At 71.7% G+C, this 25,574-nt stretch carries 24 protein-coding genes; 16 read left to right on the forward strand and 8 right to left on the reverse strand.

Annotation, left to right across the window (positions count from 1 at the left end; all coding sequences use genetic code 11):
• The first annotated feature begins 343 nt into the window (after positions 1–343).
• The 9 genes from Hbl1158_RS01710 to argF all read left to right on the forward strand — a co-directional run bounded on the left by Hbl1158_RS01710 (position 344) and on the right by argF (position 9,986).
• Positions 344–1,606, forward strand: a complete 1,263-nt coding sequence (locus Hbl1158_RS01710; protein ID WP_234298358.1) for an argininosuccinate synthase — start codon at positions 344–346, stop codon at positions 1,604–1,606.
• A complete protein-coding gene (argH, locus tag Hbl1158_RS01715) occupies positions 1,607–3,115 on the forward strand; it encodes an argininosuccinate lyase (protein ID WP_234298359.1) in 1,509 nt (502 codons plus the stop codon). It begins immediately after the preceding gene.
• Between the two features lie 377 nt (positions 3,116–3,492).
• Positions 3,493–3,663, forward strand: coding sequence for a lysine biosynthesis protein LysW (gene lysW, locus Hbl1158_RS01720; protein WP_159669827.1), 171 nt, complete (start codon positions 3,493–3,495; stop codon positions 3,661–3,663).
• Position 3,664: 1 nt separating this feature from the next.
• A complete protein-coding gene (lysX, locus tag Hbl1158_RS01725) occupies positions 3,665–4,540 on the forward strand; it encodes a lysine biosynthesis protein LysX (RefSeq protein WP_234298360.1) in 876 nt (291 codons plus the stop codon).
• Entirely contained in the window at positions 4,537–5,721 is a 1,185-nt protein-coding gene (argC, locus tag Hbl1158_RS01730; RefSeq protein WP_234298361.1) for an N-acetyl-gamma-glutamyl-phosphate reductase, read from the forward strand. The genes lysX and argC overlap by 4 nt, the downstream gene beginning before the upstream one ends.
• A gap of 38 nt (positions 5,722–5,759) precedes the next feature.
• On the forward strand, positions 5,760–6,668 hold the full coding sequence (locus Hbl1158_RS01735; RefSeq protein ID WP_234299446.1) for an acetylglutamate/acetylaminoadipate kinase: 909 nt from the start codon (positions 5,760–5,762) through the stop codon (positions 6,666–6,668).
• On the forward strand, positions 6,665–7,828 hold the full coding sequence (locus Hbl1158_RS01740; protein ID WP_234298362.1) for an aspartate aminotransferase family protein: 1,164 nt from the start codon (positions 6,665–6,667) through the stop codon (positions 7,826–7,828). Before Hbl1158_RS01735 ends, Hbl1158_RS01740 begins: the two co-directional genes overlap by 4 nt.
• 19 nt (positions 7,829–7,847) lie before the next feature.
• Complete coding sequence (locus Hbl1158_RS01745; protein WP_234298363.1) at positions 7,848–8,933, forward strand: [LysW]-lysine hydrolase; 1,086 nt, start codon at positions 7,848–7,850, stop codon at positions 8,931–8,933.
• Between the two features lie 114 nt (positions 8,934–9,047).
• Positions 9,048–9,986 (forward strand): ornithine carbamoyltransferase, encoded by a 939-nt coding sequence (argF, locus tag Hbl1158_RS01750; protein WP_234298364.1) that lies wholly within the window; start codon positions 9,048–9,050, stop codon positions 9,984–9,986.
• 22 nt (positions 9,987–10,008) lie between these two features.
• On the opposite strand, the gene Hbl1158_RS01755 is transcribed toward argF, so the two are convergent.
• Positions 10,009–12,219, reverse strand: coding sequence for an ATP-dependent DNA helicase (locus Hbl1158_RS01755; protein ID WP_234298365.1), 2,211 nt, complete (start codon positions 12,217–12,219; stop codon positions 10,009–10,011).
• A gap of 173 nt (positions 12,220–12,392) precedes the next feature.
• On the opposite strand from Hbl1158_RS01755, the gene Hbl1158_RS01760 reads away from it, so the two are divergent.
• Together Hbl1158_RS01760 and Hbl1158_RS01765 are read left to right on the forward strand one after the other, a co-directional pair.
• A complete protein-coding gene (locus Hbl1158_RS01760; protein ID WP_234298366.1) occupies positions 12,393–12,866 on the forward strand; it encodes a histidine kinase in 474 nt (157 codons plus the stop codon).
• Positions 12,867–12,920: 54 nt separating this feature from the next.
• On the forward strand, positions 12,921–13,676 hold the full coding sequence (locus Hbl1158_RS01765) for an Sjogren's syndrome/scleroderma autoantigen 1 family protein (protein ID WP_234298367.1): 756 nt from the start codon (positions 12,921–12,923) through the stop codon (positions 13,674–13,676).
• A gap of 150 nt (positions 13,677–13,826) precedes the next feature.
• On the opposite strand, the gene Hbl1158_RS01770 is transcribed toward Hbl1158_RS01765, so the two are convergent.
• From Hbl1158_RS01770 to Hbl1158_RS01785, 4 genes are all read right to left on the reverse strand, one after another.
• On the reverse strand, positions 13,827–16,343 hold the full coding sequence (locus Hbl1158_RS01770; protein WP_234298368.1) for a DEAD/DEAH box helicase: 2,517 nt from the start codon (positions 16,341–16,343) through the stop codon (positions 13,827–13,829).
• Between the two features lie 330 nt (positions 16,344–16,673).
• Positions 16,674–17,492 carry a lycopene cyclase domain-containing protein gene (locus Hbl1158_RS01775; RefSeq protein WP_234298369.1) on the reverse strand — a complete coding sequence of 273 codons (819 nt, stop codon included), beginning with the start codon at positions 17,490–17,492 and terminating at the stop codon, positions 16,674–16,676.
• A gap of 149 nt (positions 17,493–17,641) precedes the next feature.
• Positions 17,642–17,884 (reverse strand): ferredoxin, encoded by a 243-nt coding sequence (locus tag Hbl1158_RS01780; protein ID WP_234298370.1) that lies wholly within the window; start codon positions 17,882–17,884, stop codon positions 17,642–17,644.
• A gap of 115 nt (positions 17,885–17,999) precedes the next feature.
• The gene (locus Hbl1158_RS01785; protein ID WP_234298371.1) at positions 18,000–18,704 is read right to left on the reverse strand and encodes a hypothetical protein; all 705 of its coding nucleotides are present in this window, start codon (positions 18,702–18,704) and stop codon (positions 18,000–18,002) included.
• A gap of 85 nt (positions 18,705–18,789) precedes the next feature.
• Between Hbl1158_RS01785 and rpiA the strand changes: the two genes are divergently transcribed.
• Positions 18,790–19,488 carry a ribose-5-phosphate isomerase RpiA gene (gene rpiA / locus Hbl1158_RS01790; protein ID WP_234298372.1) on the forward strand — a complete coding sequence of 233 codons (699 nt, stop codon included), beginning with the start codon at positions 18,790–18,792 and terminating at the stop codon, positions 19,486–19,488.
• Between the two features lie 19 nt (positions 19,489–19,507).
• On the opposite strand, the gene Hbl1158_RS01795 is transcribed toward rpiA, so the two are convergent.
• Complete coding sequence (locus tag Hbl1158_RS01795; RefSeq protein ID WP_073308856.1) at positions 19,508–19,675, reverse strand: DUF1931 domain-containing protein; 168 nt, start codon at positions 19,673–19,675, stop codon at positions 19,508–19,510.
• Positions 19,676–19,827: 152 nt separating this feature from the next.
• On the opposite strand from Hbl1158_RS01795, the gene larB reads away from it, so the two are divergent.
• Together larB and Hbl1158_RS01805 are read left to right on the forward strand one after the other, a co-directional pair.
• Complete coding sequence (larB, locus tag Hbl1158_RS01800) at positions 19,828–20,625, forward strand: nickel pincer cofactor biosynthesis protein LarB (RefSeq protein ID WP_234298373.1); 798 nt, start codon at positions 19,828–19,830, stop codon at positions 20,623–20,625.
• A 507-nt stretch (positions 20,626–21,132) separates the two neighbouring features.
• Entirely contained in the window at positions 21,133–21,360 is a 228-nt protein-coding gene (locus tag Hbl1158_RS01805; protein WP_234299447.1) for a GIY-YIG nuclease family protein, read from the forward strand.
• Between the two features lie 29 nt (positions 21,361–21,389).
• Here Hbl1158_RS01805 and Hbl1158_RS01810 read toward each other — a convergent pair whose 3' ends face one another.
• Together Hbl1158_RS01810 and Hbl1158_RS01815 are read right to left on the reverse strand one after the other, a co-directional pair.
• Positions 21,390–21,764 carry a hypothetical protein gene (locus tag Hbl1158_RS01810; protein ID WP_234298374.1) on the reverse strand — a complete coding sequence of 125 codons (375 nt, stop codon included), beginning with the start codon at positions 21,762–21,764 and terminating at the stop codon, positions 21,390–21,392.
• A gap of 41 nt (positions 21,765–21,805) precedes the next feature.
• Positions 21,806–22,426, reverse strand: coding sequence for an NAD(P)H-dependent oxidoreductase (locus Hbl1158_RS01815; RefSeq protein WP_234298375.1), 621 nt, complete (start codon positions 22,424–22,426; stop codon positions 21,806–21,808).
• A gap of 186 nt (positions 22,427–22,612) precedes the next feature.
• On the opposite strand from Hbl1158_RS01815, the gene Hbl1158_RS01820 reads away from it, so the two are divergent.
• Both Hbl1158_RS01820 and Hbl1158_RS01825 read left to right on the forward strand, forming a co-directional pair.
• Complete coding sequence (locus Hbl1158_RS01820) at positions 22,613–24,016, forward strand: phosphoglucomutase/phosphomannomutase family protein (protein ID WP_234298376.1); 1,404 nt, start codon at positions 22,613–22,615, stop codon at positions 24,014–24,016.
• 126 nt (positions 24,017–24,142) lie between these two features.
• Positions 24,143–25,564: an alkaline phosphatase family protein gene (locus Hbl1158_RS01825; RefSeq protein WP_234298377.1), complete on the forward strand. Its 1,422-nt coding sequence runs from the start codon at positions 24,143–24,145 to the stop codon at positions 25,562–25,564.
• Positions 25,565–25,574 lie beyond the last annotated feature (10 nt).

The following is a 25,574-nucleotide window of genomic DNA, read 5'->3' on the forward strand; positions in this document are numbered from 1 at the left end:
GCTTCCGCAACGCGACGGCGTGTGACGCCGCGTCAGGGGGGTCGGTTTCTCAGCGGCGAGCAAGCTTCGCCGAACCGGCACCGTTTATCAGGGAGGGGAGTGTATCGCGATCCATGCAGACGGACGCCGTCGCTCACGTCCGCGCCTCCTTCGAGCGACGCCTCCGAGGACCCGCGGCACGGAGACGAGTCTCCGCGCCGCGACGACCGGGCCGCTAGGCCCCACCTCACTCCCTTCCCTCGTCTCGATCCGCTCGCCTTCCTCCGGGTAGCGTGCAGTCCGCGATTAATTTTCGAAGTTTACAAACGTCGAATTTATGGGCGTCGACGTGCGAGCGTGAGGTATGACGAAACGCGTTGCGCTCGCATTCAGCGGTGGACTCGACACGACCGTCTGCGTCCCGCTCCTCGAGGAGGAGTACGGCTACGACGAGGTCGTCGGCGTCACCGTCGACGTGGGCCAGCCGGCGGAGGAGTTCGACGAGGCCGAGGAGACCGCCGAGGCGCTCGACCTGGAGCACTACGTCGTCGACGCGAAAGCCGAGTTCGCGGAGCTGTGTTTCGACTCCGTGCGCGCGAACGCGACGTATCAGGGCTACCCGCTCGGAACCGCCCTCGCGCGTCCGGTGATCGCCGAGGCGATCCTGAAGGTCGCCGAGGAGCAGGACTGCGACGCCCTCGCGCACGGCTGTACCGGGAAGGGGAACGACCAACTGCGCTTCGAGACCGTCTGGCGCGCCTCCGACAAGGAGGTCATCGCGCCGGTGCGCGAGCTCGGCCTCACGCGCGAGTGGGAGATCGAGTACGCCGACGAGAAAGACCTGCCCGTCGAGGGCGGCAACGAGGGCGCGTGGTCGATCGACACGAACCTCTGGTCGCGCTCGGTCGAGGGCGACGACCTGGAGGACCCCACCTACGTCCCGCCGGAGGACATCTACGACTGGACGGCGACGCCCGGAGAAGTCGACGGCGAGGAGCTGGTGGAGATCGGCTTCGAGATGGGCTACCCCGTGATGCTGAACGGCGAGACGATCGATTCGGTCTCGCTCATCGAGGAACTCAACGAGATCGCCGGCGCGTACGGCGTCGGCCGTACTGACATGATGGAAGACCGGATGCTCGGGCTGAAGGTGCGCGAGAACTACGAGCACCCCGCCGCGACCGTCCTGTTGACGGCGCACGAGGCGCTCGAACAGCTCGTGTTCACCAAGTCCGAGCGCGACTTCAAGCAACAGATCGACGAGCAGTGGGCCCAGCAGGGGTACAAGGGCCTCGTGGACTCGCCGCTCGTGAACTCCCTCGAGGGCTACCTCGACGCCGGCCAGGAGAAGGTCACCGGCACGGTGACGGTGAAGCTTCAGGGCGGGCAGTGCCGCCCGGTCGCGCGCGACTCCGAGTACGGCGTCTACTCCGAGTCGGCCGCCTCGTTCAACACGGAGACGGTCGACGGCATCGAGCAGGCCGACGCGACGGGCGTCGCGAAGTACCACGGCTTCCAGGAGCGCCTCGCCAACCGCGTGCTGGAGAACGTGAAGGCCGGCGAGGGCGACGAGACTCTCGCGGCCGACGGCGGCAGCAAGGACGAGCACGGCGAGGACGACGAGTAGATGACCGGCGACGAGGGAACCGCCGGCAGCGACGCGGACGACGCCGAGTCCGCCGAGACGGTCGTCCGCCGCGACCGCTTCGCTGGCGGCCCGGCCCGCGGGTTCATGTCGAGCCTCGCGGCCGACGAGCGCATCTTCGCGGCCGACCTCGCGGTCGACCGCGCACACACGGTGATGCTCGCGGAGCAGGGCGTCGTCGGCGACGACGAGGCCGGCGAGATCCTCTCGGGGCTCGCCGCCGTCGAGGACGCCGGCCACGCCGCGCTCCCGGACGGCGAGGACGTCCACGAGGCCATCGAGTCGGCGGTCGTCGACCGCGTCGGCGACGTGGGCGGGAAGATGCACACCGCGCGCTCGCGCAACGACGAGGTCGCGGCCTGCATCCGCTACCGCTACCGCACGGACCTGCTCGACACCGCCGAGGCGACGCTGGCGCTGCGCGAGGCGCTGCTGGATACCGCGGCCGCCCACGCCGACACGGTCATGCCGGGGTTCACCCACCGACAGTACGCCCAGCCGACGACCGTCGGGCACTTCCTGTCGTCGTACGCGGGCGCGGTCGAGCGCGACACGGCTCGGCTGCTCGCGGCGTTCGACCGGACGAACGAGTCGCCGCTTGGCGGGGCCGCCTTCGCGGGCACCACCTTCGACATCGACCGCGAGCGCACGGCCGAACTGCTCGGGTTCGACGGCGTCGTCGAGAACTCGACGGACGCCGTCTCCGCGCGCGACTTCCTCCTCGAGGGGACCGCCGCGCTCGCGAACCTGACGGCGACGCTGTCGGGCCTCGCCACGGACCTGATCGAGCACGCGAAGGACGGCTACTTCGACCCCTCGGACGACTACGCGTCCACGTCGTCGATCATGCCCCAGAAGGTGAACCCGGACACGCTGGAACTGGCGCGCGCGGTCGCGGGCGACGCCGCCGGCGACCTCACCGGCCTGCTCACGACGCTGAAGGGGCTGCCGCGGGCGTACAACCGGGACCTCCAGCGCGCGACGCCCCACGCCTGGGACGCCGTCGACGACGCGACGGAGGCGACCGAGGTCGTCGCCGGCGCGGTCGCGACCGGCGAGTGGAACGTCGAGGCGTGCGCGGCCGACGCGGGCGCGGGCTTCTCGACGGCCACGGGGGTCGCCGACGCGCTCGCGGCCGCCGGGATCCCGTTCCGCACGGCCCACGAGGTGGTCGCGGAGGCGGCCGCGGCGTCGCCGTCGGACGCCGACGCGGAGACGCTCGCTGCAAATCTTGACGCGGCCGCTGCGGAGGTACTTGGGGAGTCCCTGTACGAACACGTGAGCCGCGAGGACCTCGACGCCGCGCTCGACCCCGCCGGGAGCGTCGCCTCCCGCGCGTCGCGCGGCGGCCCGGCACCCGACGCCGTGGCCGACTCCCTCGCGCGCATGACCGAGACGTACGACGGTCACGAGAACGGACTCGCCACGCGCCGCGGCGCGCTCGCGGCCGCCGAAACGAACTTGACGGATGCGGTCGAACCGTACATCTGATCGCCGAGAGCCCACGAACCCACCAATGACCGGACGCCCGACGACCCGACGGGTGCGAGGCGCTTCGCGCCTCCGCCGACCGCTCGCCCGACCGCGAGCGGCGCGACCGTCGCTCGGGCGACTCCCACGACGACCGGGGGACGGTCGCCCGCGACCGGGGGTCCGACCCCGACCGGTCTCGGCCGCCGCCCCGCGACCGCCGGCGGCGGTGGCCCCGCCGGCCCCCCTCGGGGCCAACACCACTCAGATTTCGAACATCGGATTCGAGATCCGCGCCGACCCGCCCGCTCACGCCGCGTAGCCGCGCCCTCGTCATTTTATTCAGCTGACAGAATCGACGGATTAAAGATGTCTTCCCCGATAGAGAGGAGTACACCATGACCGAGTCCGAATGCGTCGAGTGCGGGGGAACCGTGGCCCTGCACGACGACCTGGAGATCGGAGAGATCGTCGACTGTGAAACGTGCGGAGCCGAGCTGGAGGTCGTCGACGTCTCCCCGCCGGTCCTCGATCGAGCCCCGGAGCTCGAAGAGGACTGGGGGGAGTAAGATGAAGCTCGGCCTGCTCTACTCCCGGATACGGAAAGACGAGAAGCTCCTCCTCTCGGAGCTTCGCGAGCGCGGCCACGAGATCGTCAAGATCGACGTGCGCAAACAGCGGTTCGGCCTCGACGCGACGACCGCCGAGGTCGCCGACTGCGACCTGGTGATCGACCGCTGTCTCGCCACCTCGCGGTCGCTGTACGCCACGCGGTTCCTCGCGGCGTACGGGGTGCCCGTGATCAACAGTCCCGAGACGGCCGCCGTCTGCGCGGACAAGGTGAAAAACAGCCTCGCGCTGGAGGCGGCCGGGGTGCCGACGCCGGCGACCGAGGTGGCGTTCACCAAGGAGGCCGCGATGGAGGCCATCGAGGGGTTCGGCTACCCCTGCGTGATCAAGCCGGTCGTCGGCTCGTGGGGCAGGCTGATGGCGAAGATCGACACCGAGAACGCCGCCGAGGCGATCCTGGAGCACAAGGCCACCCTCGGGCACTACGAGCACAAGGTGTTCTACGTGCAGGAGTACGTCGACAAGCCCGGCCGCGACATCCGCGTGCTGGCGTGTGACGGCGAGCCCGTCGCCGCCATGACGCGCTCCTCGGATCACTGGCTCACCAACGCCGCGAAGGGCGGCGAGACGGCCACCTTCGACCTCGACGACGAGGCGAAGGAACTCGTGGCGACCGCCAGCGACGCGGTCGGCGGCGGCCTGCTCGGCGTCGACCTGATGGAGACGAAGGACGGCGAGTACACGGTTCACGAGGTGAACCACACCGTCGAGTTCAAGGCGCTGAACGAGGCGAGCGAGGTCGACGTGCCCGCGGCGGTCGTCGACTGGCTCGAACTGAAGGCCGATGTAGCCGACGAGGCGGTGGCGACGGCATGACGAGCGAGGTCGAGCGGAGCGAGACCTGGGAAACGAGCGGGGAGCGAGCGCGGTCGAGCACAGCGAGACCGCGACGGCGAACGGGGAGCGGAGCGACCCGTGAGCGCAGCGACCCGCGAGTCGCCGTCGCCGACGGCGGTACCGAACAACTGACCGCCTCCGTCGTCGGCGCGTCCGGCTTCGCGGGCGGCGAACTGTGTCGCCTGCTGACCGGACACCCGAACGTCGAACTCGTGCAGGCGACCAGCCGCGAGTACGAGAACAAGACGCTCGGCTACGTCCACCCGAACCTCCGGGGCGTCGACGTGCGCTTCTCGTCGCCGGAGGACCTCGACTCGGTGGACGTGCTGTTCGCGTCGACGCCCCACGGCGTCTCGATGGAGCACATCGACGCCTTCCGCGACGCCGCGGGCACCGTGGTCGACCTCTCGGCGGACTTCCGCCTGAACGAGGCGGCGGACTACGACGAGTGGTACGACGGCCACGTCGCCCCCGAGCACCTCGCGGACGCGGCGTACGCGCTCCCCGAACTCGGACGCGAGAAACTGAAGGGTGCGGACCTCATCGCCTCCGGCGGCTGCAACGCCACGGCGACGATGCTGGCGCTGAAGCCGTTGGTCGATTCGGGCGTCATCACGCCCGACGACCAGGTGGTCGCGGACCTGAAGGTCGGCTCATCGGAGGGGGGAGCCGGCGGCGGTGCCGCCTCCAGCCACCCGGAGCGCTCGGGCGTCGTGCGCCCGTACGCGCCGACGGGGCACCGCCACGAGGCGGAGATCCAGCAGGAACTGGGCCTCTCGCTCTCGTTCACCGTCCACGCGGTCGACATGACCCGCGGGGCCGCGGCGACGTGTCACGCCTTCCCGAGCGAGCGCGTCACTACGGGCGACCTGTGGGGCGCGTACCGCGAGGCGTACGACGACGAGCCGTTCGTCCGCCTCGTCGCGGGCGGCGGTGGCGTGTACCGCTACCCCGAGCCGAAGGCCGTGGCCGGGACGAACCACGCCGAGGTCGGCTTCGAGCTTGACCCCGAGAACGGCCGCGTGGTCGCGTTCTCGGCCATCGACAACGTGATGAAGGGCGCGGCGGGGCAGGCGGTCCACGCCGCCAACGTCGCGCTCGGGCTGGAGGAGACGGCCGGTCTGGAGTTCCAGGGGCTCCACCCCGTGGGAGCGCCGTGAGCTGGCTCGGTGCGGCCGCCGTCGCGGACGGCGAGGTCCTGCCCGACGGCGGCGACGGCCCGCCCGTGGTCGTGAAGCTCGGCGGCGCGCGCGCGGTCGACCCCGCTGGGGCGGTCGGCGACGTGGCCCACCTCGTCGCCAACGGCCGCAGTGTGGTCGTCGTCCACGGCGGCTCGACCGCCGTCGACGACCTGCTGGAGCGCCTCGGCATCGAGTCGGAGTACGTTGAGACGCCCTCGGGCGTCACCGGCCGTTTCACCGACGCAGAGACGATGGAGGCGTTCACGATGGCGATGGCGGGCCAGGTGAACACCGACCTCGTCACCGCGATGAAGAACGCCGGCGTCGACGCCGTCGGCCTCTCGGGCGTCGACGGCGGCATCCTGACAGGCCCCCGGAAATCGGCCGTCCGCGTCGTCGAGGACGGAACGAAGAAGATCAAACGCGGCGACCACTCGGGCACGCCGAAGGAGGTGAACGACGGCCTCCTCTCTACCCTGCTCGCTGACGGGTACACGCCGGTCGTCTCCCCGCCGATGTTCGGTATGGAAAGCGAGAGCGAGGGGACCCCCGTCAACACCGACGCCGACCGCGCGGCCGCGGCCGTCGCGGGCGCGCTCGGCGCGGAACTGGTCGTCCTCACGGACGTGTCGGGCGTGTACGCCGATCCGGACGACCCCGACACGCTCATCGAGTCCGTCACCACGGACGCCGAGTACGACGCGCTCACCGACGCCGCCGAGGGGTTCATGACCCGGAAGGTGATGGCCGCGACCGAGGCGCTCGAGTCCGGTGCCAGCGCGGTGACCGTCGCCGACGCGAACGTCCGCGACCCGATCGTCGCCGCGCTCGACGGCGCGGGGACGCGTATCGAGCGGTCCGCGGTCGTTGCCGGCGCGGACGGCGCGACCGACGAGGTCTCCGCCGACGCGGAGGTGGACGGATGAGCGCCTTCGAGGACCTGAGCGACGCCGGCGAGGGGTTCGTCTTCTCGGAGAAGCCGATCCCCATCGAGTCGGGCGAGGGCGTCCACCTCACCGCCGAGGACGGAACCGAGTACCTCGATTTCGGCGCGAGCTACGCGTGCGCCCCCCTCGGCCACTGCCCGCCCGCGGTGGTCGACGCGGTGCAGGAGCAGGCTGCCGAGCTGCTGTACGTGCAGGCGTCGTACCCCAACAGCGCTCGCACGGAGCTGTACGAACGCCTCGGCGCGGTCGCCCCCGGCGACATCTCGAAGGTGTGGCTCTGTAACTCCGGCACGGAGGCGAACGAGGCGGCGATGAAGTTCGCGCGCTCGGCGACCGGGCGCGAGAAGATCGTCGCCACGAAACGCGGCTTCCACGGCCGGACGCTGGGCGCGCTGGCGATGACGTGGAAGAAGAAGTACCGCGCCCCCTTCGAGCCCGTCGCCGGCGGCGTCGAGTTCGTCGACTACGGCGACGCGGAGGCGCTGGCGGAGGCCGTCGACGACGAAACCGCAGCCGTGTTCCTCGAACCCGTTCAGGGCGAGGGCGGGATCAACCCCGCGGGTACCGAGTATCTGCAGTCGGCTCGCGACCTGACCGAGGACGCCGGCGCGGCGCTGGTGTTCGACGAGATCCAGACGGGTATGGGCCGCACCGGCGACCTGTGGGCCTGCGAGGGCGCGGGCGTCGTACCCGACGTCCTCACGACGGCGAAGGGCGTCGCCTCCGGCCTCCCGCTGGGCGCGACGCTGTGTGCCGACTGGATCGCCGACGGCGCGGCCAGCCACGGCTCGACGTTCTCGGGCAACCCGGTCGTCGCCGCCGCGGCCAACGCGACCCTTGAGGAACTGGTCGCCGAGGACGTGCCCGGCCACGCGGCGACGGTCGGCGACTACCTCACGACCCAGTTGACCCAGGCCGTCGAGGAGCACGACCTGCCCGTGCGCGAGGTGCGCGGCGAGGGGCTGATGATCGGCATCGAGGTGAAGCGCGGGGCGAACCGGTACCTCCGCGATCTGGCGATGGAGCATCAGATCCTCGCGCTGCCGGCGGGCCGCTCCGTGGTCCGTCTGCTCCCGCCGCTGGTGATCAACGAGGGCCACGCCCGCGAGGTCGTGGACGCCCTGACCGAGGTGCTGTGAACATGGAGGGGATCGAGTGATGGCCGTGCAGAACCCGGTCGACCCGACGGAGGCGCTCGACACCGACGGTCGCAGACTGCTGTACGATCTCGTGTCGACGCCGTCGGTCTCGGGCGACGAGGCCGAGGCGGCTACCGTCCTCGTGGAGTTCCTCGAGGACCACGGCCGCGAGGCGTACACCGACGAGGTGGGGAACGTCCGCGCCCCCGGCGACGACTCGCTGCTGCTCACCTCCCACGTCGACACGGTCCCGGGCGACATCCCGGTCGAGATCGCCGACGGCGACGAGGAACTGGACGCCGACGGTCCCGTGCTGTGGGGTCGCGGCAGCGTCGACGCCACGGGATCGCTGGCGGCGATGGCCGTCGCGGCCGTCGAGACTGGCGTCTCGTTCGTCGGCGTCACGGGCGAGGAGACCGACTCCCGCGGCGCGCGCCACCTCGTCGAGACGCGCGACGCGCCCGAGGCCGTCATCAACGGCGAGCCGTCCGGCTGGGACGCCGTGACGCTCGGATACCGCGGGCTCATCTCCGGGACGTACGTCGCGACCAGCGAGTCGGGGCACACCTCCCGGCCGGACGCCAACGCCGTCCAGCACGCGATGCACTGGTGGCAACGCGTCGAGGACGCGTTCGACTACTACGACTACGGTGCCGTCTTCGAGCAGGTGACGACGAAGCCGGTCGCCGTCGAGGGCGGTCTCTCCGAGGACGGCCTCTCGATGGAGGCGACGATGGACGTGCAGTTCCGGGTGCCGCCGTCGCTTTCCCCCGAGGACGTTCGCGAGCGCGCCGACGCCGAACTCGACGTGGGGACGGTCCATTGGAACGACCCGATCCCGCCCGTGATGGGGAGCCCCAGGGACGCCGTCGCAACCGCGCTCCGGGGCGGTATCCGCCGCGCGGGCGGCGACCCCCGGCTGCTCCGCAAGACCGGCACCGCGGACGTGAACATCTTCGCCGGCGCGTGGGACGTGCCGATGGCGACGTACGGCCCCGGCGACTCCGACCTGGATCACGCGCCCGACGAGCGACTCCCCGTACGGGAGTTCGACCGCGCCGTCGAGGTGCTCACCGACGCCTCGCGACGACTGACCGACGACTGATTCACGGCGGACCCGGCGCGCCCACGTCGCCCGCCCCGTTCTGACGCACGTCACCTCACCACCGACTCACCGCACGACACCGACACGACCCGATATCCACGACCCCCGATCACGATGAGCACGAACACGACACCGACGACGACCGACGACGAGGCCGACGCGTTCCCGAGCGACTTCCTCGACATCGACGACCTGACCGCCGAGCAGTTGGCGACGGTGCTGGCGCGGGCCTCCGACCTGAAGGCGGGCAAGGACCTCACGCAGTTGCCCCGGACGACCCTGGCGATGCTGTTCGAGAAGCCCTCGACCAGGACCCGCGCGAGCTTCGAGACGGGGATGACCCAACTCGGGGGCCACGCGATGTTTCTCGGGCCCGACGCGATCCAGTTGGGTCACGGCGAACCGCTGAAAGACACCGCCCGCGCGCTCGGCGGCTACGCCGACGCCCTCATGGTTCGGACGTTCGCCCACGAGAACGCGGAGATCCTCGCTGAGTACGCCGACGTGCCCGTGATCAACGGCCTCACCGACGACGCCCACCCCTGTCAGACGCTGGCGGACCTGCTCACGATCCACGAGGAGGTGGGCGACCTCTCGGAGGTGCAGGCGGCGTGGGTCGGCGACGGCAACAACGTCGGTCGCTCGTTCGCCGTCGGGGCCGCCCTCGCGGGCCTCGACCTCACGGTCGCCACGCCCGACGGCTACGGCCTCGGCGACGACGTGTACGACCGCTGTGCGGAACTCGGCACCGAACCGACGGCCGTCGACACCCCCGAGGAGGCCGTCGCCGACGCGGATGTGGTGTACACCGACGTGTGGGTGAGCATGGGCGAGGAGGAGGAGCGCGCGGAGAAGCTCCCGGCGTTCGAGGGGTATCAGGTGAACGAGGAACTCCTCGACGCCACCGACGCCGCGTTCATGCACTGCCTCCCCGCCCACCGCGGCGAGGAAGTGACCGACGCCGTGCTGGAGTCGGAGCGCTCGATCGTGTGGGAGCAGGCGGAAAATCGGATGCACGCGCAGAAGGGGCTGCTGGTGGAGCTGCTGGAGTAACGGACGCGAGCGGTCGGAGCAGTCACGGCTCCGGCGGCTCCCCGTCGTAGGCCGCGTGGTCGCTGAAGAAGTTCAGCATCGCGAACTTCAGCTTCTCCGGGCCGATGTCGATCAGCTCCTCGCGCTCCTCGGGCGGGAACGCGTCGCGCACGGAGTACTTCCCCATGTCGGCGGTGGTGTACCGCTTGTCCAGCAGCGCGCGCACGCCGAAGTCGGTCGGCGAGCGTATCACCCGGCCGAGCGCCTGCCGGGTCTTTCGGACCGTCGGGATCTCGACGGCGTACTCCCAGCCGGCGTCTCGGGATCGCTCGGCGAACGCGCGGTCGTAGGCGTCCTGCACCGCCTCCATGCGCTCGGAGAGGTGGGGGTACGGCACGCCGACGACCGCCACGGTCCGGGCGGCGTCGCCGTCGAAGCTCACCCCCTCAGCGAGCGTTCCCCACAGGGAGGTGAACAGTGCGGCGTCATCGTTCTCCACGAGTCGCCGGCGCAACTGCTCGGTGTCGGGGTCGGAGCCGTCGAGCAGCAACTCTCCGAGGGTCGGATCGCCCGAGAGGAGTTCGTGGTAGCGCTCGGCCTCGGCGTACGACGGGAAAAAGAGGAGGCTGTTGCCGGGCGTGAACCGGACCACGTCCGAGAGGGTCGCGGCGATCGTCTCCTGCGTGCCGGGGTCGTCGCGCTCGGAGGCAAACAGCGCGGGGGTCGCCACCGAGAACGTCCGGCGGTTCTCCTCGGGGTACGCCAGCCCGAACGCGAGCGTCACCGGGTCGTCCAGGCCGAGCACGTCCGCGGTCACGTCGAACGGCCGGAGCGTCGCGGACATGAGCACGCTCGCGTACACCTCCTCGAACAGGTCCTCGGTGACCTCGCGCGGGATGCAGGTGTACAGCTCCGCGCGGCCGTACACCTCGCCGGTGCCGGCGTCGCGGCGGACCGAGACCACGGGGTGTTGCCCGAGCTCGCCGCCGCCGTCCATCCACGCCGAGACGAACGCCGCCGCCTGGAGGGTCTGACACTCCCTGCGGCTCGTCGTCTCGCCGTCGCGGTACGCCTCCTCGTACTCCTCGTCGAGGCGCGTGCCCAGTTGGAGCGCGAGGTCGCACTCCGCGCGGATCCCGCCGCCCTCGTAGCGCTCGAGGAACGCGAGCGTGAGGTCGTCGCGGCGGTCCTCGTTCGCGATCGACAGGTCCCCCCAGCTCTCGTCCACCCGCTCGCGCGCGCCGAACTCCAGCTTCTCCTCGCAGGTCGCCCGCAGCGCCTCGGTGAACGCCCGGAGGACGTTCTCCGCGGGCTCGGCGCGGGAGTCGTCCGTTTCCTCCAGTTCGTCGAGGGCGGCGTCGAGGGTGTTCTCCGTGAGCGTCTTCGAGGCGTGGTCGCGGGCGGCGTCCTCGACGTTGTGCGCCTCGTCGAACACCGTGATCACGTCCTCCGGGTCGCGGTCGAGCCATCGGAAGAACTGCTCTCTGATCTGTGGGTCGAGCAGGTGGTGGTAGTTGCACACCACCAGTTCCACGTCCTCCATTCCCTCCTTCAGCAGCTCGTAGCCGCAGAAGCCGCGTTGCCCGGCGTACTCGTACACCTCCTCGGGAGTGCGAACGTCGGCGAACAGCCACGAGAAGAACTCGCCGGTGTCGGCGGTGAGGTTGCTGTAGTAGTAGTCGCAGGTGTTGCTCGCCTCCTCGTCGATCTCCTCGTCGAGGCGCTCCAACTCCTCCTGGACGGCCTGCCGAGCCTCGGCGGCGCGTTCGGCGTCGCCTCCGCCGGAGGCGGACCCGGAGCCCTCCCCGGTCCCCTCCTCGCGCATCTCGTCGGTGAGGTCGTCGAGCCGCCGCTCCAACTGTTGTCTGTCCTCCTCGTCCTCGACGACCGATCGGGTGGTGTCCCGGAGCGTCTGGCACTCCTGGTAGTCGACGTCGATGTGGCACATCGACGCCTTCCCCTTGAACACGGTCGCACGGATGGGCTCGGTCTCGTTGATCGCGCGGGCGTCCTCGACGAACTGCCGCATCTGCTGGTGGACGTTCGTCGTGATGACGACGGTGCGGTCGTGCTCGCGGGCGTGCTGGAGCGCCGGCACGAGCGCCGAGAGCGTCTTGCCCGTACCGGGCGCGCCCTCGAACAGCACGTCCTGCCCGCGCTCGAGCGAGTTAGACACCCGGTCCATCGCCTCCTCCTGGTTCGGATACGGCTCGTCGTACGGGAAGAAGCGCAGGTGGCCGTCCGTCGTCGACACACCCCGTCTTTCGCCTCATCGGCTTTGAACCTACGGGTGACGCGGCACGTGGGCGCACGGCGATCGAACTTCGAGTCCCCGACACCGCCCACCGAACGTCGGCGGTCGGGTGCACGCCACGGATGTACCGTGCACGTACGACTATCTCTCGAGCGCGTGAACGTCCTCTCGGTATGGCGACACAAGCACCCACGGCTACGACGGCGACTGACGAGACCGACCCGGTGAACGGCGGATGGCGCGGCGGCGTCGCGGCGGGCGCGCTCGCTGGCATCGCGATGGGCGCGGTGTTCTCGCTGTTCGCGCCCGCGGCGCTCGAGGTCGCGATCCCCTCGCTGTACGGTCTCTCGGGGGGAATCGCCGGCTGGATCGTCCACGTGAGCCACGCCGCGGTCCTCGGCGTGGCGTTCGTCGCGATCGCGAACGCGCTCGAGATAACCGATCCGAACCGGTCGACGCTGCTCGGCGTCGGATACGGCATCGCGCTCTGGGTGGTCCTCGCGGCGGTGGTGATGCCGGCGTGGCTCGCGGCGGTCGGGTCGCCCGCGACCCCGCCGCTCCCGAACGTCGACACGCTCAGCCTCGCGGCCCACGTCCTGTACGGGGCGGTGCTCGGCGCGGCACTCCCGTCGTTGCGCGCGCTGTGACCCCGACGCGACGACGCCGCTGACTTTTTCGCCGTTCGTATCCACCCGTCGGACATGAGCGAACGCGCGTCCGACGACACCGACGACGACTCGGGCTTCGACAAGGAGGCCGAGCGCGAGAAGCTTCGCGAGAAGTTCGCCCGCGACGAACGGAAACGCGAGTCCACCCGGCGGATGAGTGAACTCCTCCTCAAGGGGGCGACGATGACGAACGACCACTGCGACGCCTGCGGGTCGCCAATCTTCCGGCAGAACGGCCAGGAGTTCTGCCCCGAGTGCGACATGGGCGACGGCTCCGCGGACGCGACGACGACCGACGCCGGAGCCGAGCGGGCGAAGGGAGCCGAACGGCCTGCGGACGCCGCCGAACGGCCTGCGGACGCCGCCAGCGACGTGCAGTCGCCCGGCACCGCCGGATCGGGACCGGACGGGGCGACGAGCGCGAGGCAGGACACCGCCGCGGAGCCGGACACCGCCTCGGAACCGGACGCCGGACGCCCGAACGCGACGCCCGACTCCGACGGGCTCGGCGACGACACCCCGACCCGCCGCGCGGGTCGGAGCGACGCCGGAGCGACGCCGGAGCGACGCGACGGCTCGTCACCGACGCGGTCCGGCCGCTCCGCTACTCCCTCCGCCACGTCCTCCGGGGACGCCGCCGGCGACCTCGCGGCCGGTCGGGACGCGCTCGCGACGGCGCTGCGCCGGCACGCCGAGGCGGCGGCCGACGAGACGGACCCGCGGACCGCCGCCGACCACCTGGCGGCCGCCCGCGAGGCGGCCGAGGCGCTGGCGGCGCTGCGTCGCTGACGGTGCCGGGCCGCTGACGGTGCTGCGTCGCTGACGGTGCCGGGCCGCTGACGGTGCTGCGTCGCTGACGGTGCCGGGCCGCTGACGGTGCTGCGTCGCTGACGCGGTACGCCTCCGGAAGCCGGTCCGTCGCCGACCTCGATGGGTCAACTACTCCGGGTAGTCGCTCCCGACGACCTCGCGGATCCGGTCGGCGGTCACCTGTCCGACGCCGGACACCTCCAGCAGGTCCTCCTCGCGGGCGGTCATCACGGCTTCGACGGTGCCGAAGTGCTCCAGCAGCGCCCGCGAGGTCACGGGGCCGATGTCGGCGATCGACGAGACGACGTACTCCTGCTGCTCCGCCAGCGTCTTCGCCCCCTTCTCGCCGTGGGCCGACACCTCGCGGTCGTTCGTCTCCTGCTCGCGCCGGGCGATCACCTCCAGCAGATCGGCGGTGTCGGCCTCGTCCTCGGTTCGGAGGACGCTCGCGTCGAAGTCGATCGCCAGCGACGACAGCGCGCCCCGAACCGCGTTCGGGTGAACGTTGCGCTCGCCGTAGAGGTCCTCGCCCTCGATGATCACGACGGGGCGGGCGTACGCTCGGGCCGTGTCGCGTATCTGCTCGAACATCGACCGGTCGCCGCCGACGAGCGTGTCGAGGAAGTCCGCGACCGACTTGCGCTCGACGGCGACGCGGTCCGAGAGCACGTAGTCGCCCACCTCCAGCGTCTCCAGTCGGGTCGTGATCCCCTCCCGGGTGGAGAGGTCGCGCGCGATGGTCGACTCCAACTCGCGCTGGTCGATGACGACCTCCGTGCCCTCGGCGTCGGTGCCGGCGGTCGCGACGACGCCATCGTCGGTCGACTCCCCGTCACTAGCTGCGTCGCCGTCGGTCGAATCGCCGCCGTCGCCGGGGGCGTCGCCGTCGCGGTCGCCGTCGCCGTCGTCGTCCGGGTCGCCGCGGGGGTCGAAGTCGGTCAGTCCCGGTTGCGACTCCGTCGACCCGGTCGCGGTCGTCGATCCGCCGTCGTCGTCGCCCCCGCTGTCGGGGGCAGCGTCGCCGCCGGTCTCGGTTCCGTCGCCGTCGCCCTCGAACGCCTCCAGTCCGGCCTGCCCGCCGTCGTCGAGTTCGTCGCCGATCTCGTCGGCGACGCCCTTCAGCGTCCGAAGCTCCTCTTCCATCTCCTTCTCGCGCCGGCGCGAGATCCAGAAGAACGCCTCGTCGCGCGTGTCGTTGGCGAGCAGGACGACCACTTCTCCCTCGGCCTGGCGACCGGTTCGGCCCTTCCGCTGGATCGAGCGGATCGCCGTGGGAACCGGCTCGAAGAAGAGCACGAGGTCGACCTCCGGCACGTCCAGCCCCTCCTCGGCGACGCTGGTGGAGACGAGCACCTCGAACTCGCCGGCCCGGAAGGCGTCGAGCGTCTCCTGCTGTTGTTTCTGGGTCATGCCGTCGGAGCCCTCCTTGTCGCCTTGCCCGACGAACCGTCGGGTGTCGAACGACGCCGAGAGGAACTCCGTGAGCGCCTCCGCGGTGTCGCGCGACTCGGTGAACACGATGACGCGCTCGCCGCCGCCGATGCCGAGCGTCTGCGCGAGCAGCACTCTGGTCCGGCGGAACTTCGGGTGGAGGTCGTCGAAGTTCTCGGCCTTGTGCATCGCCTCTCTCACCTTCGGCTCGGCGACCATCCGCTGGCTCGCCTTCGACGCGCCCGACGACCGCGCGGCGTTGCGCTGGCGCTCGAAGTACCGCCGCAGCGCCTCGACGCTCTGGGTCTCGACGAGTTCGACCGCGCGCCGGAGCTTCATCACCTCCGCGTGGACGGACATCCCTGTGTACGCGTCGGAGTCGCCGCCGTCCATCATGCGCTGGAGTTCCCCGCGCATCCTGTTGAGGTCCTTCTGGGAGACGTCCGGCTGAGTCGTGTTCGTGACGCCCAACTCCTTCAGGCTCTCCAGCCTGTCCGTGATCACCTCGTTGAGCGCGTCGCGGATCTCGATGATCGGCTCGGGGAGGTCGATCCGCTCCCACTGTACGTCGGTGTCGTGAGTGTACTCGCCCACGTCGGCGTCGTCCTCGGTCATCACCTCCACCCGGTCGATGCCGAGGTTCTCACAGACGGTCGTGATCTCCTCGCGGTCGCCGCCGGGGGAGGCGGACATCCCCGTCACGAGGGGATCGGCGGCGTCGGCGTGGTAGCGCTCGGCGATGTACACGTACGCGTAGTCGCCGGTCGCCCGGTGGCACTCGTCGAACGTCAGGTGCGTCACCTCGGCCAGCGAGATGCGATTGCCGACGAGGTCGTTCTCGACGACCTGCGGCGTCGCGATGACGATGCTGGCGCTGTCCCACAGCTCCGCGCGGTCGTCGGGTCGCACCTCGCCGGTGAACACGACGATCTCCTCGTCGGCGACGTCCAGCGCCTCGCGGTAGAAGTCGGCGTGCTGCTGCACCAGCGGCTTCGTCGGCGCGAGAAACAGCGCCGTCCCGCCGGTCTCGTACAGCCGGTGGGCCGTCACCAACAGCGAGACGGTCGTCTTCCCGAGGCCGGTCGGCAGACACACGAGCGTGTGGCCCCCGCGGGCGGTCGCCGCCAGATCGGTCTGGTAGCGACGGTCTTCGATGAACCCCTCGACGAGCAGGGGATGGTCGACGTACTCGGTCTCTGCGGCGGCCTCGGCCATCGCTCACACTTGCGCGTCCCGATGGGTAAACCTTCGCGAACCACGGCGGAAGTGAAGCCGCGGCGCGCGCCCTCGCGGCGGCCGGTCAGATCTCCTCGCGCGGGCGGAACTCGAACTGGCGCGTCTCGCAGGCCGCCTCCGGCACCGACTCCCCGAGGAGCGCGGCCCACTCCGGGATGTGACAGTCGGCGTCAGTCGTCATCGGCTGAGACCACACGACCGCCTGTGATAACCGTTACCCGCGTTCCCGCCGACTCGGCTCCGGGGGATCGATTCTTGTCGGTGCGGTTCGGACGTGTCGGAATCCGTGGTCGGTCGACCTCCCGTCGGTCAGTCGCCGAGAGTGAACCCTTCGTCGGCGTCGCCGGGACGTCTGCTCGCGCCGGCGTCCGCGTCCGCGTCGACGGTGACGACCCACCGCCGGGCCGCCCACTCGAAGAGGACGAGCCCCTGAACGACGAGCAGGCTGGCCGAGGCGAAAAAGAGCGCCTCCTCGACGGGGAGCCCCGCGACGGCGACGCCGGTGGCGGTCTCGGGCGCGATGGTCCAGACGCCGTCGCCGATGGCGACCCGGTCGACGGCCGCGAGATACAGCGACGGGACGGCGACCGCGAGGAGCCATCGGGGTGTCGCCCGGGGTCGCGCGAGCACGGCCCCGCCGACGCCCCACTGGAGGGCCGCGACGGGGGCGACCCACGCCAGTAGCGCGCCGAGGTAGGTGTAGCGCTCCGGGGCCGCAAGCAGGAGCCAGCCGCCGGCGGCCGCGACCGCCAGCCACGCGACCGTGCCGGCGACGCGCGGGCGACGCGCGAGGTCGCCCTCGAACGGCGCGGCGTCGACGCCGACCCGGTCGAGCCACAGCCCCACGAGCAGCGTCTGGAGGACGAAGAAGAGGTACTCGCCCACGGGGGCGGCCCACACCCGCGCGAGCACGCGCCCCTCCCCGTAGAACCACACGCCGCGCTCGATGAGGAGGTTGTCCCACGGCGTCGTGTACGCGACCGCGACGGCGCACATGAGCGCGAGTCCCGCCCGCGCACGTCGCCGACGCGAGGACCCGAACGGCGGCCGCAGGCGAGCCAGCGCCCACAGCGCCGCGATCGGCGGCACGACGAACAGCAGGTGGACGGCGAGGTAGCTGAGCGTCACAGCCGACTCACCCGATCGGTCGACTCGCGGGGTCGCGCCCGCGCTCGCCCGGCGTTCGCTCCGCGACCGTGCGTCACGACCGACGGGGCGGACCACGGCGGGATAAGCCCGCCCCCGCGCGAATCACTCCTGAGACTTCGACCGGCGGCTCAGATCAGCTGCTCGCCGTCGTCGTCGTACAGCCGGATGGCGTCCACCGGGCAGGTCCGGGCGGCGAACTTCGCGTCCAGTTCGTCGCCCTCGGGCACCTCCAGGGCGAACACGTCCTCGTCGGTCTCCTCGCCGCCGACGAGGGTCGCCTTGCCGGCGTCCCTGTCCTTCTCGAAGGCGTCCCACTCGGCGACGCACTGGTACATTCCCACGCAGGTGTCGCGGTCGAACTCGACGTGCATACCGTCCCCTCGGTCGGGCGAGTAATACCGTCTTCGTCCCGGCCGCCGGCGCTGCCGGTTCGGGGCCGTCGGTTCGGTTCCGAAGACCTCTCGAGGGCACCGCGGTGGGACGGCCTCAGTACCCCGCGAGCAGCCTGGCGAGGACGCCGCGGACGCCCGGTGCCGCCGCGTCCTCGGGGACGAACGTCGGCACCGCGTCGCGGTCGATCCCGTCGTCCCCGCCCTCCGCGCCGCGCCAGACGACGGTCCGTCCCTCGACCGTCCCGTCGCCGACCCCGCCGGCGACGACGTGGCCCTCCGGCGCGTGGACGACGAGCGCGTCCGCGCCGGGATAGACGGTCCCCTCGCCGCCCATGACGAACGGCAGCACGGGGTCGCGGGCGTCGAAGGCGGTGAACAGGACCGCGCCGGCCTCGCGCTCGGCGGCGTCGCCGCGGCTGTGCTCGACGACCAGCGTGTCGCCGTCCATCCGGCTCGTCCGGTCGTCGCCGTCCGAGGCCGCCGCGGCGTCGACGATCGCGGCCCGCAGCGAGTCGTTCCGGAGCGCCTCGACCCCGTCGGACAGGGCGAGGCGGGCGGTCCAGCGGGTCGACCCGTCGTCGGACACGTGCACGTCGAGGGTGGCGCGTTCGATCGCGACGGCGACGCCGTGGCGGTCGGCGGCGTCGGCGAGCGCGCCGTCGACGCAGACGCCGCAGGCGGGCTCCGGCGGCGCACGAGCGGTGCCGTCTGCCGGGACGGCCGCGACGACGAGCGCCGACGCCACGAGGGCGACGCCGACGAGACGGAGGACACGGGGAGGGAGGGTTGCGAGGGACACGGCGAGGTCTGCGTCGCTCTGGCGTAAGTACCTTCGGCCGCCTCGACGGGCAAGCGTTTTGCGCCCGCCGACGGAGCCACCGCACATGAAGAACACCGAGGGGACGGAGGCGGCGAAGCGGGCGGCGGGCGAGGCGGCCGCCGCGGAGGTGGCCGACGGCGACCGCGTGGGGCTCGGCACCGGCTCGACGGCGGCGCACGCGATCCGCGACCTCGGCGAGCGCGTCGCCGAGGGGCTCGACATCGAGGGCGTCGCCACCTCCTACCAGTCGCGGGCGCTGGCGCGGGAGGCGGGGATCCCCCTCGCGTCGCTGTCGGACGTGGCTCGCGTCGACGTCGCCATCGACGGGGCCGATCAGGCGGCCCCGGAGTCGAACGCGCTAGTGAAAGGCGGCGGGGCGGCCCACGCCCGTGAGAAGGTCGTCGCCTCGGCGGCCGACGAGTTCCTCGTGGTCGCCGACGACTCGAAGCTCGCCGACCCCCTGGATCACCCCGTGCCGGTTGAGGTGCTCTCCGACGCCGTCGCGCGCGTCGAGCGGGCGCTCCGCGACGCCGGCGGCGACCCGACGCTGCGGGAGGCCGAGCGCAAGGACGGTCCCGTGATCACCGACAACGGGAACCTCGTGCTCGACTGCGAGTTCGGGGCGATCGACGCGCCGGCGTCGCTGGCGCGGACGCTGTCGGGGACCCCCGGCGTCGTCGAGCACGGGCTGTTCGTCGGACTGGCCGACGAACTGTACGTGGGCGAGGCTGACGGAGCAGTCGCTGTCCGGTCGCTGAAATAGTGGAGGAAGGGGGACCTGCTTACAGGTCGCGCGGCTGGACCGTCTTCCGGTCGTTCTCCTCGGCGCGGCGCGCTGCGTCCTCGAGCAGCTCCTCGACTTCCCCGTCGAGCGCGTCGTAGAAGTCGGACGCGACGTTCTTCTCCTCGAGGTACTCCTTGACGGCTGCCTTGACGATGAGGTCTGCCATGCAACCCGACGTTCCCGACGGCCCCTTATAAGATTTCCCAAGTCCTTCCGTCGACAGGGCCCCTCGCGGCCGTTCGCGGCCGTCTGCAGAAATTCACTTATATAGCGGTGTCGGTCGGAGGCTTCGAGTCGTCGCCCCCCGTCGGGTCGCTTATGCGAGAGACACTCGACGCCCTCGCCGCGGGCGAACTCACTCCGGCGGAGGCGGAGGCGACGCTTCGGGGTTACGCCACAACGGAGGCCGGGCGGTTCGACGCCGCCCGCGAGCGACGACGCGGCATTCCCGAGGGGATCCTGTCGGAGGGGAAGACGCCGGCGGAGGTCGCGGCGATGGTCGACGCCGCCCTCGACACGACCGGTCGGGCGCTCGTGACCCGAGCGGACGACGACGCGGTCGCGGGGATCCGGACGGTGGTCGAGGAGGAGTACCCGGCGGCGACGATCGACCGCGACGAGCGCGCCCGGACCGTCGTCGTCCGCGCTCAGGGGTACGAGCCGCCGTCGGTGGACGCCGACGTCGTCGTCGTCTCCGGCGGCACGGCCGACGCCCACGCCGCCCGGGAGGCGGCCGTCGTCGCCGGCGCGGCCGGCCCCAGGGTCGAGACGGTCGAGGACGTGGGCGTCGCCAACGTCTCGCGCGTGCTCGACCGGGCGGACACGCTCCGGGCGGCGGACGTGGTCGTCGCCGTCGCCGGCCGGGAGGCGGCCCTGCCGACGGTCGTCGCGGGCCTCGTCGACGCCCCGGTGATCGGCGTCCCGACCGCGACGGGGTACGGGATGGGCGGCGACGGCGAGGCGGCGCTGCTGGGGCTGCTCCAGTCGTGTACCGTGCTGTCGGTGGTGAACGTCGACGCCGGCTTCGTCGCCGGCGCGCAGGCGGCGCTGATCGCCCGAGGGATCGGGGACACCGCGGACGCGACGGAACCGGACGATCGTGATTCCGGGCGCTGACGGCCCAGCGCAACCGTGGAAGGGTATATGTGTTCGCATCCCGTATCACGGGTACCGGCAGCGGTGGACGCCGGTCGACCATGCCACGCTGCGACCACTGCGGGTCGCACGTATCCGACCGCTTCGCCCGCGTCTTCAGCGACGAATACGGAACGCTGAACGCGTGCCCGTCGTGCTCTGCGAACGCGGGCATCGCCGAAGCGGCACGAGAGCGGACCCGCGCCGACGACTGAACCGCTCTGCGACCACCTCACCGCGCCGCGCAGGCCACCACCCCACCCGTGCCCGCCATCCGGGGCCGGGCACGTGCGGCACAGCGCCGCACCGCCGTAGTTTATCCCCCCGCCCGCGTCACACAGCCCGATGAGCGACCGCACGAGCGACTGTGACCGCCCCAGCGATGCCGTCGACCGCGACCGCACCGGCGACGCCGCCTCCGACCCGACCGCGGAGGCCGAGCGCGTCGATACCGTCGACGGCGTCGCCGTCCCCGCGGGCGACCACTTCGTGTACGTGCTCGAGTGCGCAGACGGCTCGCTGTACACGGGCTACACGACCGACGTGGCCCGCCGCGTCGCCGAACACGACGCCGGCGACGGGGCGAAGTACACCCGCGGGCGAACGCCCGTCGAGCTGGTCCACGTCGAGGCGTTCGACTCGAAATCGGGGGCGATGTCCCGGGAGTACGCGATCAAAGAGCGATCGCGACGGGAGAAGGAGGCCCTGATCGACTGAGTGCCGTTCGCCCGCCGATCACGGGCGGCTCACGTCTTGCTCGTCGCGATCGTCACCGTCGCCGCCTCGATCCCGACGGTGACGCTCCGAAGCCCGCTCCCGTCGATCTCCTCGGACCACTCTTCGCCCGCCATCGCGACACGGACGGCGTACGTCGCGTTCGGGTCCGCGACCTCGAACTCTCCGGTGCTTCGAGCGCCCGGTGACAGCGACCCGCCCATCGACAGCAGGTCGTCATCGACGCCGGCCGCCGTGATCGTCAGGTCGTACTCGCGGGACGCGTCGCTCTCGTTCGTGACCTCGACGGGGACCGAGTCGGGCTGCCCCCCGATACCGCGGCTACAGCCCGCGAGGAACGGGATCGCGGCCACGATCGCCTTCGAGACGGCCCTCCGACGCCACATGGCTCGGATTCCTCACCCCGGTGGAAAAAGCGGTTCGTTCGTCACTCCGGTACGTTCAGGAACTCGTCCTTGTGGCCGGCGTAGTGGGCGATCCGGCGACCGAGTTTCTCGGTGCGTCGACGGAGGTTGTCGTCGACGAACTCGTAGCGTGCACTCGATCCGATCGCGCCGGCGGGCGGACGGTCGCCGTCGTCCCACTCCTCGAAGCGGTCGCGGGCGTTGCGGATCCCGACCTGGAGCGGGGCGACCCAGCCGTGGACGCCGCGGATCGTCGCGCGCATGTGCTCGAGCGTGCCGCCGTAGGAGCCGCCGCCGGCGACGGCGAACAGCCCGACGACGGTGTCCTCGTACTCGTCGAAGCTACACCAGTCGTGGAAGCTCCGGAACGCCGAGGAGTAGGAGTCGTGATACACGGGGGAACACAAAAGCACCCCGTCGGCGCGGCGCATCCGCGCGAGGAGGTCGGGCACGTCGCCGGCGTCGGCGGCGTCCACGTCGGGGTGATACAGCGGGATATCGAGTCCGGGGTCGCCGAGGTCGATGGACTCCGGGTCGGCTCCGTACTCGGCTGCCGCGTCGAGGGCGTACTGCAGCGTCGCGCGACCGTAGCTCCCGTCGCGTCGAGAGCCGTTCACGGCGACGACGGTGGGCGTCTCCGACATACCGAACGGTTCCCGGGAGCGCGCAAAAGCCCGTCGGGTTACTCGATCGCTCGCCCGACGGATCCGTCCGCCGCTCGCCCGTCGGATCTGCCCGCTGCCCGCCCGCCGGCCGCCGCCGTCGTCCCCGAGCCCGCGGGGCGACACCGGACACCCGGGTTTTTCTCACCCGCCGCCGACGGCTCCCGCATGAACGAGATCTCCTTCGGCACCGACGGGTGGCGCGCCACCCTCGACACGTTCACCGACCGACGCGTCCGGATCGTCGGGCAGGCCGTCGCCGACACGCTCGCCGAGTCCGAGCCCGACGGCACCGATCGCCCCGTGATCGTCGGCTACGACGCCCGGCCGACCTCCGAGGGGTTCGCCGAGTCGCTCGCCGAGGTGCTCGCGGGCAACGGCTTCGACGTGCTGCTCCCCGAGCGCGACTGCCCGACGCCGCTGGTGGCACACGCCATCGTCGAGCGCGACGCGGCGGGCGCGCTGATGGTCACGGCCTCCCACAACCCGCCCGAGTACAACGGCGTGAAGTTCATCCCCGACGACGGCGCGCCCGCCCTGCCGGACGTGACGACACGGATCACCGACCGCCTCCGTGAACCCGACCTCGTGGCCGCCGGCACCGACGACGAGGGCGAGATCCGTCGCGTCGACCTCGTGACGCCCCACGCCGAGCACGCCCGCGACCTCGTCGCCGGCGCGGACGGGACGCTCGATCTCTCGGGACTGACGGTCGCCTACGACGCCATGCACGGCAGCGGCCGGGGCGTCACCGACGCCCTCCTCGAGTCGGCGGGCGCGGAGGTGGACCGTCTGCGGTGCGAGCGCGACCCCGAATTCGGCGGCGGCTCCCCCGAGCCGTCGGCGGAGAACCTCGAGGAGCTAGCCGAGCGCGTCGTCGACGGGGACGCGGACGTCGGGGTGGCCAACGACGGCGACGCCGACCGGCTGGCGATCGTGACGCCCGAGCGGGGCCACCTCGACGAGAACCTCTTCTTCGCGGCCACCTACGACCGCCTCCTCGAGGACCGGTCGGGGCCGGCGGTCCGCACGGTCTCGACGACGTTCCTGATCGACCGGGTCGCCGAGGCGCACGGCGAGGACGTGTACGAGACGGCGGTCGGATTCAAGTGGGTCGCCGAGGCGATGGGCGAGCACGACGCGCTGATCGGCGGGGAGGAGTCCGGCGGCTTCTCCGTCCGGGGCCACGTCCGCGAGAAGGACGGCGTCCTGCTGGCGCTGCTCGCGGCCGCCGCCGAGAGCGAGGAGTCGTACGACGACCGCGTCGACCGCCTGGAGGCCGAGCACGGTCGGATCGTCGCCGACAAGGTCAGCGTCGACTGCCCCGACGACCGGAAGGAGCGCGTGCTCGCCGACCTCGCCGAGCACATCCCCGACGAGGTCGCCGGCGAGGCGGTCGCCGACGTGGTGACCGTCGACGGCTTCAAGCTCCTGCTCGCGGACGGCTCGTGGCTGCTCGTTCGCCCCTCCGGCACGGAGCCGAAGATGCGCGTGTACGCCGAGTCCGGATCCGAGGCGGACACCGCCGCCGTCCTCGCCGAGGGGCGCGAACTGGTCGAGCCGCTCGTTTGAGGCGGCGGACCGGTCGACGGGCGGGGAGAACCGGAGCGAGCGTCGATCTCCGGCCGATCGCCGGCCCCCGACCCTCCGGATCTCCGGATCCCCGGGTTTGAGGGCGAGGTCGTCGCTACGATCGGTATGTTCGACGACGAGGTCGCCGCCCGCATCCGCGACGACCGCGAGCGCGACGGCTTCCTGTTCCCCCACTACGGCCGGTACTGCTTCGCCGGCGTCCCCGCGACCCTCGGCGGGGTGCTCGGCGTCGACCTCCCCGGCGACCCGCTCCCGGACGGTGCTGTCGCCGACGTGCCCGGGCTCGCCGGCACCGCCCCCGGTGACGACGCCGGCTACGACCGCGTCTGTCACGTGCTCGTCGACGGCTTCGGCTACGAGCAATGGCGTCGCGAGGTCGCCGCCGACCGCGCGCCGGAGTGGCTCGCCGACCTCGCGGAGACCGCCCGGGTGACGCCGCTCACGTCCGTCTACCCCTCGGAGACGGCGGCGGCGATCACGACCGTCCACACCGGCCGCACGCCCGCCGAGCACGGCGTGATCGGCTGGGACGTGTACCACCCCGACGCCGACCGCGTCGTCCAGACGCTCCCGTTCACGGCGAAGTCCGGCGACCCGGCCGACGAGGCGTACGGCGTCGACGCCGGCGACCTCTTCGCGGGCGGATCGATATACGACACCCTGGCGGACGCCGGCGTCGACTCGGTGACGGTGCAGCCCACGAAGGCGGCGACCGGAGCCTACTCCGCGCACGCGCTCGCCGGCGCTGACTCCCGCGGCTACGAGGACCTCGACGGCTTCCGGTCGCTGTTGACCGAGGCGATGGCGGAGTCGGCTCCGGGCACCTACTGCTACGCGTACCTCTCGGACGTGGACGGCGCGGCCCACGCGGCCGGCACCGACTCCGACCGCTACCGCGAGACGCTCGCGGCCGTCTCCGAGGCCGTCGCGACGGCGCTGTCGGGCGTCCCCGACGAGGTCGCCGAGTCGACGCTGCTCGTGGTCACCGCCGACCACGGCCACGTCGACACCGACCCCGAGACCAACGTCGACCTCTGGGAGCACGACTTCCTCACCGAGCGCATGCGCCGCTACGAGACCGGCGCTCCGGCCGGGTACCCGCTGGCGGGAGGTGACGGCGGAGACGGCGGCGACGCCGGCGACGACGGGCACGGCGGCGACGCCGGCAACGGCGAGCACGGCGGCGACGCCGCCGGCGATCCCCTCCCGCCGGTCGGCGGCGCGCGCAACGTCCACCTCCACCTCCGACCGGGAATGACCGAGGAGGTGGTCGACTACCTCGATCGGACCTTCGACGGACGGGCGTTCACCCGGGAGGAAGCCTTCGACCGCGGGCTGTTCGGCAACCGTGCTGTCTCTGACCGCCTCCGTCGCCGCTGCGGCGACGTGGTGTTCGTCCACCGACAAAGGGCGGTCTGGCGGGGCGACGAGCCGGGGAAGCTCGGGTACGTCGGCTGGCACGGCGGGCTGACGTCGGCGGAGATGTTGACGCCCTTCGCGGCCGCGCCGCTGTCGGACGTGGTCTGACTGCGGGTAG

It is taken from the genome of Halobaculum sp. CBA1158 (genome assembly GCF_021431925.1).
GTDB lineage: Archaea > Halobacteriota > Halobacteria > Halobacteriales > Haloferacaceae > Halobaculum.

Coding starts and splice junctions, on each gene's coding strand:
- Hbl1158_RS01795 (WP_073308856.1), bottom strand. CDS start 19,675: ATGGCAGACCTCATCGTCAAGGCAGCCGTCAAGGAGTACCTCGAGGAG.
- Hbl1158_RS01745 (WP_234298363.1), top strand. CDS start 7,848: ATGGCCGTGCAGAACCCGGTCGACCCGACGGAGGCGCTCGACACCGAC.
- lysW (WP_159669827.1), top strand. CDS start 3,493: ATGACCGAGTCCGAATGCGTCGAGTGCGGGGGAACCGTGGCCCTGCAC.
- Hbl1158_RS01760 (WP_234298366.1), top strand. CDS start 12,393: ATGGCGACACAAGCACCCACGGCTACGACGGCGACTGACGAGACCGAC.
- argH (WP_234298359.1), top strand. CDS start 1,607: ATGACCGGCGACGAGGGAACCGCCGGCAGCGACGCGGACGACGCCGAG.
- argF (WP_234298364.1), top strand. CDS start 9,048: ATGAGCACGAACACGACACCGACGACGACCGACGACGAGGCCGACGCG.
- Hbl1158_RS01770 (WP_234298368.1), bottom strand. CDS start 16,343: ATGGCCGAGGCCGCCGCAGAGACCGAGTACGTCGACCATCCCCTGCTC.
- Hbl1158_RS01810 (WP_234298374.1), bottom strand. CDS start 21,764: ATGTGGCGTCGGAGGGCCGTCTCGAAGGCGATCGTGGCCGCGATCCCG.
- lysX (WP_234298360.1), top strand. CDS start 3,665: ATGAAGCTCGGCCTGCTCTACTCCCGGATACGGAAAGACGAGAAGCTC.
- Hbl1158_RS01825 (WP_234298377.1), top strand. CDS start 24,143: ATGTTCGACGACGAGGTCGCCGCCCGCATCCGCGACGACCGCGAGCGC.
- rpiA (WP_234298372.1), top strand. CDS start 18,790: ATGAAGAACACCGAGGGGACGGAGGCGGCGAAGCGGGCGGCGGGCGAG.
- Hbl1158_RS01815 (WP_234298375.1), bottom strand. CDS start 22,426: ATGTCGGAGACGCCCACCGTCGTCGCCGTGAACGGCTCTCGACGCGAC.
- Hbl1158_RS01740 (WP_234298362.1), top strand. CDS start 6,665: ATGAGCGCCTTCGAGGACCTGAGCGACGCCGGCGAGGGGTTCGTCTTC.
- larB (WP_234298373.1), top strand. CDS start 19,828: ATGCGAGAGACACTCGACGCCCTCGCCGCGGGCGAACTCACTCCGGCG.
- argC (WP_234298361.1), top strand. CDS start 4,537: ATGACGAGCGAGGTCGAGCGGAGCGAGACCTGGGAAACGAGCGGGGAG.
- Hbl1158_RS01710 (WP_234298358.1), top strand. CDS start 344: ATGACGAAACGCGTTGCGCTCGCATTCAGCGGTGGACTCGACACGACC.
- Hbl1158_RS01765 (WP_234298367.1), top strand. CDS start 12,921: ATGAGCGAACGCGCGTCCGACGACACCGACGACGACTCGGGCTTCGAC.
- Hbl1158_RS01820 (WP_234298376.1), top strand. CDS start 22,613: ATGAACGAGATCTCCTTCGGCACCGACGGGTGGCGCGCCACCCTCGAC.
- Hbl1158_RS01780 (WP_234298370.1), bottom strand. CDS start 17,884: ATGCACGTCGAGTTCGACCGCGACACCTGCGTGGGAATGTACCAGTGC.